This is a genomic window from Pseudomonas sp. (genome assembly GCF_049590575.1).
GTDB lineage: Bacteria > Pseudomonadota > Gammaproteobacteria > Pseudomonadales > Pseudomonadaceae > Aquipseudomonas.
Genome location: NZ_JBAWDE010000092.1, coordinates 1 through 14,419 on the forward strand (window position 1 = coordinate 1; position 14,419 = coordinate 14,419).

The window sequence follows — 14,419 nt, forward strand, 5'->3', positions numbered from 1 at the left end:
GCCCAGCGCCGCGCCGCCGCACGCACCGTGGTACTGGCCGTGCCGGAGCCTTTATTGAGTCGCATGATGCTCGCAGTCCAGGCCGGCGTGATCCGCCTGGCCGTGCGCAGCGCCGACGAGCAACTGCTCAGCCGTTACTGGGCCGGTGAAAGCGATGCACCGCAGAAACTCGAAAGCGCCAACCGCGACCTCTACCAATTTACCCAACTGGCCCTGACCGGCCCGCCAAAACGCGTCGCGGTGGCCAGCGGTGCGCCTGGCGTACGCCGCGGCATTGAAGTGATTCGCGGTGCCCAAGCGGCGCCACAAACTCCGTGATCGAGCAAGGATGCCTTGAATGAGCCATCGCTACGCCCCCCTGTTCACGCAAATGGCCTGGGCCCTGATGCTCTCGAGCCTGCCAGTGGGCATGGCACTCGCGGCACCCGCCAATTGCAGCGCGCTGGGCCAGCTGCCTGCCGTGGTCGAGGTGGGAGAAGGCCTGCAACAGGAGCTGCAATCGCCGGTGGCGATTACCCGACTGGCGATTGGCGACCCGAAAATCGCCGACGTGCGCGTCAACGGCGACCGCAGTTTCCTGCTCACCGGCGTCGGCAGCGGCGCGACCAGCCTGATGGTCTGGACCGCCTGCTCGACCACGCCGCGCCAGAGCATGGTGTTCGTCAAAGGCAAGGCCACGTCGGCACTGACCAGTCTGTCGCTGTCGCCTTCGGAGGACCCGACACTGCCCAGCCAGGTGCAGACCGACATCCGTTTTGTCGAGGTCAGCCGCACCAAGCTCAAGGAAGCCAGCACCCATTTCCTCGGTGTGGGCACCAACTTTTTTCTCGGCAGCCCGAATCTTCTGTCGCCGTCGGAGGGCGTGTTCAAACTGCCGGTGAGCACCGAAAGCTTCAACGTCGGTTTTGGCGGTGGCCGGGTCAGAGCGATGATCAATGCCCTCGAACGCAGCGGCTTTGCCTACACCCTCGCACGCCCCAGCCTGGTTGCCCTGAGCGGCCAGAGCGCGACGTTCCTGGCGGGCGGCGAAGTGCCGATCCCGGTGCCCAGCGCGGGCAGCGACACCATCTCCATCGAGTACAAGGAGTTCGGCATTCGCCTGACCCTGACCCCGACCGTGATCGACCGCAACCGCATCACCCTCAAGGTCGCGCCCGAGGTCAGCGAGCTGGACTACAGCAACGCCGTGGTGATCCAGGGCATCCAGGTTCCGGCCCTGACCGTGCGCCGCACCGACACCAGCGTGTCCCTGGCCGATGGCGAAAGTTTTGTGATCAGCGGCCTGATCAGCACCAACAACCGCTCCACCATCAGCAAGTTTCCAGGGCTGGGCGACATCCCGATCCTGGGCGCGTTTTTCCGCGACTCCAACATCAACCGCGAAGAAAAAGAACTGCTGATGATCGTCACGCCGCATCTGGTCCAGCCACTGGCCGCGAATGCACAACTGCCCTCCCTGCCCGGCGAAAAACTGCGCAGCTACGACCCGAATTGGTACCGGCTGTTCTTCTTGGAAAACGGCAATTTCGACCGCCGCAGTGGACTTTCCCAATGAGCGATAGCCTGAGCCAGACCTTTCTCGCCATCACCCGCAACACCACCGACCTTGAGTGGCTGCAGGGCGCGCTGGCGCCCCTGGGGCAAGTCGTGAGCGCCGGCACCGGCAGCCTCGACGAACTGCTGGCGCTGGTCGACGTGACCTTCGCCAGCCTGGTGTTCGTGGGCCTGGACCGCGAAAACGTGGTGGCCCAGAGCGCATTGATCGAAGGCGCCCTGGAAGCCAAACCGATGCTCGCCGTGGTCGCCCTCGGCGATGGCATGGACAACCAGCTGGTGCTCAACGCGATGCGTGCCGGTGCCCGTGACTTCGTCGCCTACGGCTCGCGCTCCAGTGAGGTGGCAGGGCTGGTGCGGCGCCTGAGCAAGCGCCTGCCCACCGTCACGCCAAATGCCCAACTGGGCGGCCTGACTGTGCTGTTCGGCACCCAGAGCAACGCCGACGGCGCCATGCTGGCGACCCACTTGGCGTTGGTGGTGCAAAAAAGCGGTCAGCAAACCCTGTTGCTCGACCTGGGCCTGCCACGCAGTGACAGCCTGGCCCTGCTGGGCCTGGAGAGCACCTTCAATTTCGGCGATGCCTTGCGCCACTTGCGCCGCCTCGACACCACGTTGATCAACAGTGCCTTCACCACAGCCCTGGACGGGTTGCGCATCCTGGCGTACGCCACGGGTGACGAACCGCTGAAACTCACCAGCGCCGCCGAGCTTTTTATGCTGCTCAGTGCGCTGCGCCAACACTTCCAACACATTGTCGTGAACATTACCGGGCAACCCGACAGCGAAGCGCTGCGCACTTTTGTCAGCCACTGCGACAAGCTGCTGTGGTGCACCGACCAGAACGTACTGGACTGTCGCCGCAACCTCGCGGTGCTCAACCGCTGGCGCGACAAAGGCATGAAGCTTGACCACGCCAAACTGGTGGTCGACCGCTACATCAAGTCGTGCGCGCCGGACACCGAAGCCCTGCAAAAAAGCTTCGGCCTGGAGTGCATCGCGGTGCTGCCGCTGAGCGCCGAACTGCGCCTGAACGTGAAAAACCAGGGCCAGACCCTGTTTGCCCTGGCGCCCCGTGAACCCTTGACCCAAGCCGTGCGGACCTTGGGCGAGCGCCTGGCGAAACGCTCCAAGGGCCTGGCGAAACCTTCAATGCGCTGGTTTGAACGCATCCTGGGGTCGGGACGATGAACGGCGAAAAACTCTTCGGCGGCCCGGCGCGCAACGCTGGCGGCAACAGCGATCACGACGGCCTGAAACTGGTGCTGCATCGCTACATCATCGACGCCATCGAGGAGTCGGGGAAGAACCTGCTCGAAGGCACGCGCCAGTCCCTCGCGCAATTTGTCACCGACAAAGTCTCCGATTACATCACGCGCATGCGCCTGGCGATTTCGCGCTACGAGATGGAGCGCCTGGCCGAAGAGATCGTCGACGAGCTCACCGGTTTTGGCCCGCTGGAAGTGTTGCTGCGTGATCCATCGGTGACGGAAATCCTGGTCAACGGCCCGCACCGGGTGTTCATCGAGCGCGACGGCCTGCTGCACCAGAGTGACTTGCGCTTTATCGACGACCACCACGTAGAGCGCGTGATGCAGCGCATCCTCGCGCCGCTGGGCCGACGCCTGGACGAGTCTTCGCCGATGGTCGACGCGCGGCTGCCCGACGGCAGCCGGGTCAACGCAATTATCCCGCCGATTGCTCTGGACGGGCCGTGTCTGTCGATCCGCAAATTCCGCAAGGACATGCTCAAGAGCAGCGACCTGGTGGCCATGCAAACCATCGACCAGAGCATTTTCGAGTTTTTCCAGGAGGCCGTCGGCAAGCGCTGCAACATCCTGATCAGCGGCGGCACCGGCACCGGCAAGACCACCCTGCTGAATATCCTCAGCCAGTTGATCAACCCCCACGAACGCCTGGTGACCATCGAAGACGTCGCCGAACTGCAACTGGGCCACCCGCATGTGGTGCGCCTGGAAACCCGCCCGCCCAACGCCGAAGGCCACGGCGAGGTGAGGTCCAGTGACTTGATCCGCAACGCCCTGCGGATGCGCCCGGACCGCATCATCCTCGGCGAAATTCGCGGCGTGGAAGTGCTTGACGTGATGACCGCGATGAACACTGGCCACGACGGCTCCATGAGCACGGTGCACGCCAACAATGCCCAGGACGCGCTGCTGCGTCTGGAAACCCTGGTGGGCTTGACCGGCCGGGTGATCGCGGAAAAAACCTTGCGCCAGATGATCTGCGCGGCGCTGGACGTGATCATCCAACTGACGCGCATGCCCGATGGCCGCCGCTGCGTGAGCGAGGTGGTGGAAGTGGTGGGCGTGCGCGATGACGTGTATGTCACCAACACCCTGTTCCGCCTGGACCGGCGCACCGGCTTCGGTTTCCTGCGCGAAGCGCTCAACCCTGCCGGCGATAAACTGCGCCGCGAATCGGCCTTGCCGTTATAGGGAGCGCCTGATGACGGGACCTATGTTGCTGCTTGTTTGCCTGCTGCTGATCGGCCTGTCGTTCTGGCTGCTGCACAATGGCTTGCGCAAGGCCCAGACCGACCGTGTGCTGCAACGCCTGGGTGACGGTCAGCCCGAAGCCCAGGAGCAGCACACCCGCTGGGCCGGCCTTGAGCGCATGTTTTTGCGCGCCGGGCTGGGCAAACCCTCTGAGCGCCTGGGCCTGTGGCTGAGCGGCTGGATGGTCGGCGCCCTGCTGGGCTACATGCTTGCCGACCGGCTGGGCCTGCTGGTGATGGTCGTGGCGCCGCCGTTGTTATTGCGCGTTTTTATCGCCTGGCGCTATCAGCAACGTGTACAGCGTATGGTCGAGCAACTGCCGCAGTTGCTCGACCATAGCGTGCGCAGTCTCAAGTCCGGCAGAACCCTGGCCGACGCGGTATTGGGCGGGATCGAAAGCGTGGAAAACCCGCTCAAGGAAGCCATGGGTCGCGTGCAACGCAACGTGCGCATGGGCGTCAGCCTGCCGGAGTCAGTCAGTGATTTCGCCGAATTCTATGAACAGGATGAATTCCGCCTGTTTGCCCTTGGCCTCAAGGTCAACCATCGCTACGGCGGCAACGCCAGTGAGTTGCTGGAAAACCTGATCAAGATGATCCGCGAGCGGGAACAGGGCGCCCGTCAACTCAGGGCCATGACCGGCGAAACCCGCATGACCGCGTACGTGCTGGGCGGGCTGCCGATCCTGATGGTCGGTTATTTCATCGTGGTCAACCCGGGCTACTTGATGACCATGTGGAACGACGACACCGGGCGCACGATGCTGCTCGTGGCACTGGCCATGGACCTGACGGGCACCTTCGCCATGTGGCGCATGCTGAGGAGTGTTTAAGATGGCTCTGCTGGCCTGCGCCCTGATGCTGCTGGCCGCCTTGGTGCTGGTGGGCGGCCGAGTGCTCGAACATCGCCGGCGTAATCGCCGGATCGCCGAGCGCCTGCAAGGGCGGATGACCAGCGATGACAGGCTCGGTACGTTTATCCGCCAACTGGGCAGCAGCAGCCTGGCCCAGCGCTCGGTCAGCCTGGACAACGAAACCCAGATCCTGCTCAACCGGGTGGGCTGGCGCAAGGCTAACCAGCGCTCGCTGTTTGCAGCCTTGCAGGTCGGTGTCCCGATCGTGCTGGCGGGCCTGACCCTGCTCTGCCAGGAAATACTCTTCCCGCAAATGAGCCCGGCCTGGATCATTCCGGTGATCGCCCTGGGCCTGGGCTACTTGCTGCCAAAGCGCGTCCTCGCGGCGGCCGCCAAACACCGCCAGCTACGCATTGCCAAAGAAATTTCGACCTTCATTCCGCTGCTGCGCATCCTGTTCGAGTCGGGCATGGCGATTGAACAGTCACTGCGCGTGCTGGGCAATGAAGCCCAGCGCCTGCTGCCCAGCCTCACCCACGAGCTGCGCCTGATCCTGGCGCGGGTGGATTCCGGGCTGGAGCTGAGCGAGGAACTGGGCAAGACCGCGCGCTTGCTTGAAGTGGATGAGTTCACCGACACCTGCATCATCCTGCAGCAACTGATCCAGCAGGGTGGCGGTGCGATGAAATCGTTGCTGACCCTCAAGCAATTGCTCGATGACCGGCGCCTGACCAACCTGCAGGAATACATCTCGAAGATGTCGGCAAAGATGTCGGTGGTGATGATGGTATTTCTGTTTCCAGCCCTGCTGATCGTGCTTGGCGGCCCGGCCTTTATCGGCATCGCCCGCGCGCTGGCGCACTTTTGAGGAGACCTCGATGAAAGTACTGATTGCCGGCCTGGCCCTGCTGATGCTCGGCGGCTGCGCCACTGATGGCCAATCTCCGTGGGCGGCGTTGAGCTCACCGGGCAGTTGCACCAAGCCGAGCGCGAACCAGGAACTGGCGCTCAACCTGTCCGATGACCTGGCCAACGAAGGCAAGCTGCACGCCAGCCTCGCCAACCTGCAGAGCCTGCCCGACAGCTTGCCCCAGGTGCGCCAGCGCAAGGCGCGCAACTACCGCTTGTTGGGGCGCAGTGAAGCCGAGCCGTTGTACCGCAGCCTGCTGGGCACTTGCATGACCGCCGAAGGCGAACACGGTTTGGGGCAACTGGCCGCAGCCAAGGGCGACAATGGCCAGGCGATGGACCATCTGCAGCGCGCGGCGCAGTTGGCGCCCGCCGACGAAAAAGTGCGCAATGACCTGGGCGTGGTGTACCTCAACCAATTGCGCCTTGAAGACGCGCGGTTTGAGTTCATGACCGCCATTGAGCTCAAGCAGAGCGACCCATTGGCCGCCGTCAATCTGGTGACCTTGTTGATCTATCAGAATGACTGGGGGCAAGCGGCGAAAGTCGTCAGCCAGTTGGGCCTGAGCCCCGAACAGGTGACTGACGCCCAGGCCCGAGCCGAAAAACTCAAGGGCCCAGCTCCCGCGCCTCGGCCGCCCAAGGAGCAGGTGGCGACTGTAGATACGTTGTCGGCATTCATGAAATAGGAGGTTGATGATGAAATTTCACTATCTGGCTGGCCTGGCGCTGTTGCCTTGGGTGGCGCAGGCCATCGAACCCGGGCCCTCTTCGCCGCAGCAGGCCGAAACCGAGAACTGGATGGCGCTGCAGATCAACGGGCGTGCCGCGTCGGCAACACCACAGAAAACTACCCCCGCGGAACGCGAGCAAGCCATGCAACGCTGGCTGGACAGCAACAAGCACCCGATTCCGGAGTTCTTTGAATCGGAATCGGGTGGGGCATCCAAAGGAGGGAAGAGCCAGTAACGCGTGCGTCAGTGGGCGGTCACGGGATGGCGCATGGCCGAGTAGCTCGGCGACAGCGCCAACGCCAGCTGAGTGCGGTTATGCATGTGGGTGAGGCGCAGCACCTGAGACACGTAGAGTTTGACGGTGTTTTCGGTGATCCCCAGCTCGCAGGCGATCTGGTAGTTGGTCTGGCCCTTGCCCACCAAGCGCGCAACATCCAGTTGGCGCGGCGACAGCTGGTTGAAAATCGTCGGGATTTCCACTGGCCCGGCCTCTTCGGAGACTCGTTCGCCATCGTCCGCCAATGCCGTGCCTGGGCTGCGGCGGACCTTGTCGAGGTCCTGGTACAGGTCATTGATCGACTCGGACAGGTACTGCAACTTCTGGTTCAGGTGCCCCAGTTGCAGGTCCTTGCGGCGCTCTTCCAGCGCCGCTTCCTGGCGTTGCACGCCTTCGAGCAATTCATCGAGGTTGATCGGCTTCTGGTAGTAATCGGAGATGCCCGCGCGCAAGGCCTTGATCACGTCCTGCTTGTCGGCTTGGCCAGTGAGCATGATCGCCTCGAACGCACGTTGCTTGCCGGCGATCTTCTGCATGGCCTGGACCAGTTCGATACCGTCCATGTCCGGCATATGCAGGTCGCACAGCACCAGGCCGATTTCAGCGTCCTCGCTGAAACGCTCCAAGGCATGCCGACTGGTTTCGCAAGGGACACAGCGGTAGCCGCTGCTTTCGAGAAACTCGCAGAGCTCCTCCACGATTAACGGCTGGTCGTCGACCACGAGCACTTTCACTGCTGACGTAAGCTTATTCACTCGCTACTCCATGCCTGACGGCCAATAGATTGACCTATCCCTTCTGACTAAGAATTTTCTACATCTGCTCAATAAACCTAGCCCTACTTTCCGACTATGTACATAGCATTAGTCGGCCCGCGCGACTAATGGATCCAATACCAGCACGCCGCAAAACCTGTCAAAACAAAGGGTGCAAAGGGCTGCTTTTTTGACGCTTGCGCAGCCGCATCCCAACGCTGCGTGCTAAGCCCTTGACGCATAAGCGGCCTTAGCCCGGGCGCCAGCAGCGCCCACGCGCCCAGCGCTACACCGGCGCCGATCAGCGTGCCCAGTAAATAGTCAGCGTTGGAGGCCAGGGCCAAGGATGACAATAACTTCACGTCGCCGGCACCCAAGCGGCCCATGGCGTACCCCGGCAGCGTCAACAGCAGTGCCAGGGCCAAAGCCCAGCCACCGTCGACCGCTGGCGCGCCCATCCACGTAGACCCGGCCCACACCAGGTAGATCAGGGCCAGCAGCCCAACACCGAGTGTCAGCCCATTGGCGATCTGCCGCTGGCGAATATCCTGCACTGTGCACAGCACCAGCCAAAGCACAATTACCAAGCCATGAGTCACCTAAAAAACATCCCTTTTCGCTGATTGATTCTATGCTGATAAGAGGTAGTAGCCGTCAGGGTAGACGCAGTCATGAAAATGGGCCTCCCAAGGAAGCAAAAAGGTGCTGCGGCGATCGAGTTCGCCCTGGTCTTCGGGATCTTTTTTGCCGTGTTCTATGGGTTGATCAGCTATAGCTTGCCGCTGCTGTTGATGCAGTCGTTCAACCAGGCGACCGCCGAAGCGGTACGCCAGTCCATGTCGGTGGACCCAGTGACCGCGGGCACCGCCTACGCCACCCAACTTACCCAGCGCGCAAAAGACACGGTGGTGACCCAATTGAATTGGATTCCCGCCAGCTTCCAGTTTTCCAGCGACTACATCAGCAGCACCTACTCGGGCACCACGCTGACGGTGGCGATCAACTACCCCACGTCCAATCTGTATTCGGTGTTCCCGGCGCTGGTGATCCCCGGTGTCGGCACGGTGCCGAGTTTGCCCGTCGCGCTGACTGCCCGTTCGAGCCTGCAGTTTTGACCTCGGGGGATAACCTCTTCGGGCGCCTGCTGGGCCGCACCGGCGCGTTGGCCCTCGAAGCGTCCAACGCGCCCGCGCCGGGGCTGCACCTGCAGCTCGATCAGCACGGCCACGTGCTGAATATCAGCGGCACCCTGCGCTCACAGCTGGCGACGCACGCCTTCGCCGAGGCCGGGCCGGCGCTGCTGGAACTGCTGTGTGCCGAAAGCGCCCTGAGCATCGAAGGCAGCCCTGCCGATTGGCAACACCAGAGCCTGGACCTGGACTTCCAGGCGGTCGCCGGCCAGGTGCTGCACACCCGCGGCTGGGTCGAGCCCGAGGGTGACGGCTGGGCCCTGCACTTACTGGATGTCGGCGACCTGCTCATCGGCAGGAAACAGGCCCAGCACCGCGAGCAGAACCATCAACTGGCCTGCCGGATGAGTGAGCAGCTGCGGGTGTGCAGCCTGAACCGCATGCCCGAAGTGCTCAACGAGCATCTGCGCAGCCTGGCCCAGCGCTGGCACATCCCTTGTGTCGCCCTGGCCTTGCCTGATGAGCAAGGCCACGGCTGGCAAATCTACAGCCAATACGCGGCCCACGACGCGCCGGCCTTGTGGCAAACCGGCCAGCACCTCGGCACCAGCCTCGACAGCGCCAATGGCAATGCGCCGCTGAGCCTGGCCGTGGGCCTCAGCGACAACCCACGCCTGTACAGCGTGTTCGGCGACGCGCAGGGGTTGCTGGTGCCGTACCGCGACGGCCAAGGCGTCGCCGCCTGGTTACTCTGCGGTTTCTATAGCGCTCAGCCGCACACCCTTGACCAGGACTGGCTGGACCTCACCGCCGCCCTCGCCGCTCCGCTGCTGAGCCGCTTGCGCGAACAGCATGACCATCAACAACTGGACCGCATGGAAGCCCTGCAAGGCCTGCTCGGCACCGGCTGGTGGGAACTGCTGCCGGCGTCCCACGAGATTCAACTGGCGCCGCAACTGGTGCACAGCCTGGGTCAGGATGACGGCGCAACCCGCCAGCCTCTGGATCTCTGGCTGGATTTGATTCACCCCGCCGACCGTGAGGAACTCAGCAGCCGCCTGCACGACCTGCAGGCCCTGGGCAAACCCCTGCTGAGCAGCGTGCGCCTGCAGCGCACCGACGCCGACCACAACCCCCTCTGGTATCGCGTCCAGGGCCAGGTGCTGGGGGCGGGCGATGACCGCCGCTGGATCGGCTTCATGCTCGACATCAGCGACATCAAGAACCAGCAACTGCAAGCCGCCGCCGCCCATGCGCGCCTGGACAACCTGATCGCCAGTTCACCGGCGGTGATCTATGTACAGCGCTACGACAGCGGCGCCCTGCACCCGGCGTTCTTCAGCGACAGCCTGCTGCCGCTGCTGGGCTGGACCCTCGCCGACTGCGACCACGACAACCTGGCGTCATTGGTCCACCCCGAAGACCGCGATATTTACTTCGAGCGCACCCGTCAGCTCCTGCGCGAGGGCAATGTGCGCAGCCGTTACCGGGTGCGGGACAAACGGGACCATTACCATTGGCTGCTGGACGAAGCCAAGTTACTGCGTGACGACCTTGGGCTGCCGGTCGAGGCCGTCGGCCTGTGGCTGGATGTAACCGACGCGACCCTGGCTGCCGAGCAGATCAAACAAAGCGAAGAACGCTACCGCATCCTGGTGGAAGACTCCCCGGCAATGATCTGCCGCTATCAGCCGGACCTGACCCTGACCTTCGGCAATACGCCGTTGGCCAACTACCTGGAGTGCCTGCCGGCGCAGCTGCCGGGGCTGAACCTGGGGCATTGGTTATCGGACGAACAACGCCAGGCCTTTGTGCTTCGCATCCGCCAACTGAGCCCGGAATTCCCGGTGAGTACCGCCGAAATCAGCCTCGAACTGCCCGGGCGCGAGCACGCCTGGTGGGTGTGGTCGGACCGCGGGGTATTCGACGAAAACGGCGCTCTGGTGGAAGTACAAGCGGTGGGCCGCGACAACACCGAAGTCCGGCGCTCCCAGCAGCAACTGACGCAAAGCGCCAAAATGGCCACCCTCGGCGAAATGGCCACGGGCCTGGCCCATGAGATCAACCAGCCGTTGAACGTGATGCGCATGGCCATCGTCAATGTGCTCAAGCGCCTGAGCAACGGCGACGCACAGATCGACTACCTGACCGAAAAGCTCCAGCGTCTCGACACCCAGGTGCAACGCGCGGCGCGGGTGGTCGACCATATGCGCGTGTTCGGCCGCCGCTCGGAAATCGAGCAACAGCCGTTCGACCCCTCACAGGCCGTGGAGGGCACGCTCTCGATGCTCAGCGAAGGCCTGCGCGGCAAGGGCGTGGAGCTGCGCGTCACACCGGCGGACTTCAACGTGCAGGTCAAAGGTTACGTCGACCAGCTTGAGCAAGTGCTGATCAACCTGATGGTCAACGCGCGGGATGCGCTGTTGAGCAAACACGAAAAAGACCCAGGGTTACGGCCCTGGATCGCGCTGCATTGCGAGCACGACAGCCGGCATGTGCGGATCTGGGTCGAGGACAACGGCGGCGGCATTGACCCGCGTTTGCTGGAGCGGATTTTCGAGCCGTTTTTTACCACCAAGCCGATTGGCGTAGGCACCGGCCTGGGGTTGTCGGTGAGCTACGGGATTGTGGAAAACATGGGCGGGCGCTTGAGCGTGGCCAACGGCGAGCACGGCGCACGCTTCTGTGTGGAACTGCCGGTGGTTTAGATCACGAGGTAGGCGCGGCCCATATGGCAAGTGAGGTTAGCGCCGACTTCGGCGTTGCCCAGGCTGATGCCCAGCGCCGATAGCAACGTATTGACGACGGGATCGAGGACCGGCGCCAGTACGTCTTGCACAAGGCTGGTCACCGAACTGATGACGGTTGTCAGCGCACTGGTGACCGTGCTGTTCCCCGCGCCGGGTGTGCTGCCGATGGGCGGTACATAGGTCACCTGCAAACCGCTCAATGTAGCCCCCAGGCTGGCAATGATATCGGCGGTGCCTGGCGGGCTTTTGTAGGTGGGAGTCGCGTTCACTTCGGCCACTGGTAAAAACAGCAAGGGGCTGGTTTTCGCCGCCACAGTGGTCAAGGCTTTCAGGTTCAAGCCGCCGCCGACGCCGGCGGTACGCGCACCGCACAGCAGCGTCAGCACAGCACAATAGCGCTGGCCAAAGTCAATCAGCCTGACGGGCTGCACGCTGACCGGTGCCAATGAGGAAAACGCCGCAGCCGGGTCAACATAGCCAACGCCCAAGGTGGCAAGTGAAGTGCTCGCTTGCACCGTCAACGACTTGGTCGCGGGCGTGACGCAACTGAAATCCGTCACGTGGCTTTCCGCACTGGCTGCCTCCAGGTAAATGGACAGGGATTGAGTGATATCGACGTCCGCGACATTACACGCCACCAGGCACAAGACGCCCCCGACCACTGCTGGCAGATTCAGGTTCAAAAGCCCGCCGACGATCTTTGAAACGGGTGTCGCAAGCCCGGTCAGTATTGAGGTAACGCCCGATACCAACTTCATTCCTGGCGCCTGCACAATCACCAGGGTCCTGACCTGCGCGGTGCGGACAAAGATCTGATTGGTGGGCGGTGTATTGGCCAGCCCGGCCTTCGCCAGCGCAGGGTTGCCGATTGCCGACAATTGCGGCGGCTCAATCACTTTGGTCTGAATCGAAACGCTGCCCACGATGGGGATATTCACCTGAGTGGCCACACTCGCGGCGCTCTTGCTATTGGACAATTGCGCAACAGCCTCCAGCAGCTGAAACAGCTGCACGCTGGAGTTCAGCGCGGCCGCCGGCGTACCGGTCGCGACATTCAGCAGCGCCCCCACCGTCAGCACCTTGGTATTCGGTGCGATCGCCTTGATCGTCAGTACATCATTGACGACCGCCTGAGCCGCCGAACCATTCTTTTGCAGCAGCGTCACCGCCGCATTGACCAGGTCGGTCGCGGACGCGGCGGTGTTCAATAATGCGGTGTAATCCCCCGCCGTCACCCCCAGGTTGATCGCCAACTGGTCCAGGTAACTCAGCAGGTTCACATTGGTTTGCAAGATGCCATTCCAGCCGCCCGCCGTGATCGACAGGTTGCCGCCGAGCAAGCTGCCGATGGCAAAATTCAGTATTGGCGACTTCGTGGAGTCGACCGATGCCAGGCTGCTGCGAATCGTCAGCTGCGCCACCGGCGGTGCGTACGCAGCGACGGCGGTGGCACTCAGCGTCATCTGGCAGGAAGCCGGCGCACCGCTGAACATCCCCCAGATACCACTGGCGATACTGGTCGCCACACGGCTGGTCGCGACGACGCGGATGGCATCGTTTTTACTCGGGTCTGGGGTAAAGACGCGGATATTGCTGGCATTGGTGACCAAGGCGCCGCAGGTCACGGCCAGCCCACGGCTGTTGTCGCCGGCAACCACGGTGAATCCGTTGCGCGCGGCGTTCTGGTTGGCGTAATCGTTGGCGGTGGTGGAGGGGCTGCACAGCCCGCCACGGCCGGCAGCCTCCAATGCGGAGGTATCGGCGATGGACTGCAATTTGCGCTTTTCCAGGTACAGCCGGCCACTGTCTACCGCCAGCAGCATGAACACCAGGGCCACCGCCAGGGTGCCTGCCGCCATCAAGCCGATTGCACCACGCTGCCTTGAACCTAGTCGGGGAGACATCAGGCACTCCTTAGCACTTACTCTCCGTCGTTACCGTGGAGTGTAGACAAGGCTAAAGGAGTGCGCTGGCCGGCTGTCTCAATGCGGTGGGTAACTGGAAAGAACCCGGGTGACCGTGGTGCGGATGGCCTTGTCGCGGTCCTGCGGATTGGGCGAGGTGGCCATCATTTGCTCGTCACTGCCGCGCCACACCAGCTTGCCGTCCTTGCCGTCGAGCAGGTCGATCTGGATGGTCGCCACTTTGTAGGTGATGTTGCGGGTTTCGTTGTACATCGGCGCGCCCCAGTAACCGTTCCAGGGGCCGCCCCAGGCACCGCCATAGTTGGTGGTGACTTGTTGCTGGCGGTCCTCGACGATCAGGTAGGCCTGAACGTTCAGGTCAGCCCGGGTGCCTGCAGCTGCCGGGCGCAGGCCGCGCTGGTCGAGTTGCTCACCGACGGCCTGGCGGATGCGTTGTTCGGTCAGGTCGCTCTTGATGCGTGGATCATCAGGGCGGTATTGCAGGGCCGGGTCTTTCCAGGCCCAACTGCGGTAGGCGGCAAAATCGCGACTGGAATCAAAATCGTGGTTGACCTGGGCGTTCTGGCAACCGCCCAGCAGCACGACAAAAGCGAGGGTTGCGATACGACGAAGCATGGTGGTTCTCCAAAGAGCGAGCAAAGCATCAGATGAGAATAGCTGTTAACTGGGAGGATACGCCGTCATCGCTTTTTGCACGGCCTGGCGCAGCGCATCGCCCCGCTCACTCAGGCTGCCCTGGCTGCCGGTTTCCGCGCTGGCACTCCACACCGGCTGACCGGTGCGGGCATCGAACAGATTAACCCGAACCACCACGACCTGGACCTCATAGGTGCGCACGATCGGCACCGAGTTATACATGCCGTAGCCGTTGCCATAGCGGTTATAGCCGCCGTAACCGTAGCCGTAATCATCCTGGACTTGCTTGAGGCGCTTCTCCAGGCGTACATCTGCGCTTACAAAAAGGTCCGCTGGGCGGTTGTCATGCAGCGGGCGCAGACCACGCTGGTCGAGGG

14 protein-coding genes and 1 pseudogene are annotated in these 14,419 nt (G+C 62.9%); 10 read left to right on the top strand and 5 right to left on the bottom strand.

The features are described from left to right. The 8 genes and pseudogenes from WBR57_RS07255 to WBR57_RS07290 form a co-directional block, all read left to right on the top strand. A pseudogene (locus WBR57_RS07255) lies at positions 1–318 on the top strand (Flp pilus assembly protein CpaB); the annotation flags it as partial. Positions 319–337: 19 nt separating this feature from the next. Continuing rightward, the gene (locus WBR57_RS07260; RefSeq protein WP_424083247.1) at positions 338–1,555 is read left to right on the top strand and encodes a type II and III secretion system protein family protein; all 1,218 of its coding nucleotides are present in this window, start codon (positions 338–340) and stop codon (positions 1,553–1,555) included. Next, positions 1,552–2,745 (top strand): pilus assembly protein, encoded by a 1,194-nt coding sequence (locus WBR57_RS07265; protein ID WP_424083248.1) that lies wholly within the window; start codon positions 1,552–1,554, stop codon positions 2,743–2,745. Before WBR57_RS07260 ends, WBR57_RS07265 begins: the two co-directional genes overlap by 4 nt. Beyond that, a complete protein-coding gene (locus WBR57_RS07270) occupies positions 2,742–4,013 on the top strand; it encodes a CpaF family protein (RefSeq protein ID WP_424083249.1) in 1,272 nt (423 codons plus the stop codon). The genes WBR57_RS07265 and WBR57_RS07270 overlap by 4 nt, the downstream gene beginning before the upstream one ends. Before the next feature lie 10 nt (positions 4,014–4,023). Beyond that, positions 4,024–4,905 carry a type II secretion system F family protein gene (locus WBR57_RS07275; protein WP_424083250.1) on the top strand — a complete coding sequence of 294 codons (882 nt, stop codon included), beginning with the start codon at positions 4,024–4,026 and terminating at the stop codon, positions 4,903–4,905. 1 nt (position 4,906) lies between these two features. After that, a complete protein-coding gene (locus WBR57_RS07280; RefSeq protein ID WP_424083251.1) occupies positions 4,907–5,794 on the top strand; it encodes a type II secretion system F family protein in 888 nt (295 codons plus the stop codon). A gap of 10 nt (positions 5,795–5,804) precedes the next feature. After that, complete coding sequence (locus tag WBR57_RS07285) at positions 5,805–6,524, top strand: tetratricopeptide repeat protein (protein WP_424083252.1); 720 nt, start codon at positions 5,805–5,807, stop codon at positions 6,522–6,524. Between the two features lie 10 nt (positions 6,525–6,534). Then, a complete protein-coding gene (locus WBR57_RS07290) occupies positions 6,535–6,804 on the top strand; it encodes a DUF3613 domain-containing protein (protein WP_424083253.1) in 270 nt (89 codons plus the stop codon). Positions 6,805–6,812: 8 nt separating this feature from the next. Here WBR57_RS07290 and WBR57_RS07295 read toward each other — a convergent pair whose 3' ends face one another. Both WBR57_RS07295 and WBR57_RS07300 read right to left on the bottom strand, forming a co-directional pair. Next, positions 6,813–7,601: a response regulator transcription factor gene (locus WBR57_RS07295; protein WP_424083254.1), complete on the bottom strand. Its 789-nt coding sequence runs from the start codon at positions 7,599–7,601 to the stop codon at positions 6,813–6,815. 125 nt (positions 7,602–7,726) lie between these two features. Further along, positions 7,727–8,200 carry a prepilin peptidase gene (locus WBR57_RS07300; protein ID WP_424083255.1) on the bottom strand — a complete coding sequence of 158 codons (474 nt, stop codon included), beginning with the start codon at positions 8,198–8,200 and terminating at the stop codon, positions 7,727–7,729. Positions 8,201–8,272: 72 nt separating this feature from the next. Here WBR57_RS07300 and WBR57_RS07305 point away from each other — a divergent pair, with 72 nt between their 5' ends. Both WBR57_RS07305 and WBR57_RS07310 read left to right on the top strand, forming a co-directional pair. Further along, positions 8,273–8,716, top strand: coding sequence for a TadE/TadG family type IV pilus assembly protein (locus tag WBR57_RS07305; protein ID WP_424083256.1), 444 nt, complete (start codon positions 8,273–8,275; stop codon positions 8,714–8,716). After that, entirely contained in the window at positions 8,713–11,439 is a 2,727-nt protein-coding gene (locus WBR57_RS07310; RefSeq protein WP_424083257.1) for a PAS domain-containing sensor histidine kinase, read from the top strand. Before WBR57_RS07305 ends, WBR57_RS07310 begins: the two co-directional genes overlap by 4 nt. Here WBR57_RS07310 and WBR57_RS07315 read toward each other — a convergent pair. The 3 genes from WBR57_RS07315 to WBR57_RS07325 form a co-directional block, all read right to left on the bottom strand. Then, on the bottom strand, positions 11,436–13,385 hold the full coding sequence (locus WBR57_RS07315) for a pilus assembly protein TadG-related protein (RefSeq protein WP_424083258.1): 1,950 nt from the start codon (positions 13,383–13,385) through the stop codon (positions 11,436–11,438). The two genes, WBR57_RS07310 and WBR57_RS07315, sit on opposite strands and share 4 nt — an antisense overlap. A gap of 78 nt (positions 13,386–13,463) precedes the next feature. Further along, a complete protein-coding gene (locus tag WBR57_RS07320) occupies positions 13,464–14,021 on the bottom strand; it encodes a DUF4136 domain-containing protein (protein WP_424083259.1) in 558 nt (185 codons plus the stop codon). A 45-nt stretch (positions 14,022–14,066) separates the two neighbouring features. Next, a partial coding sequence (locus tag WBR57_RS07325) for a DUF4136 domain-containing protein (RefSeq protein WP_424083260.1) occupies positions 14,067–14,419 on the bottom strand: 353 nt, incomplete at its 5' end.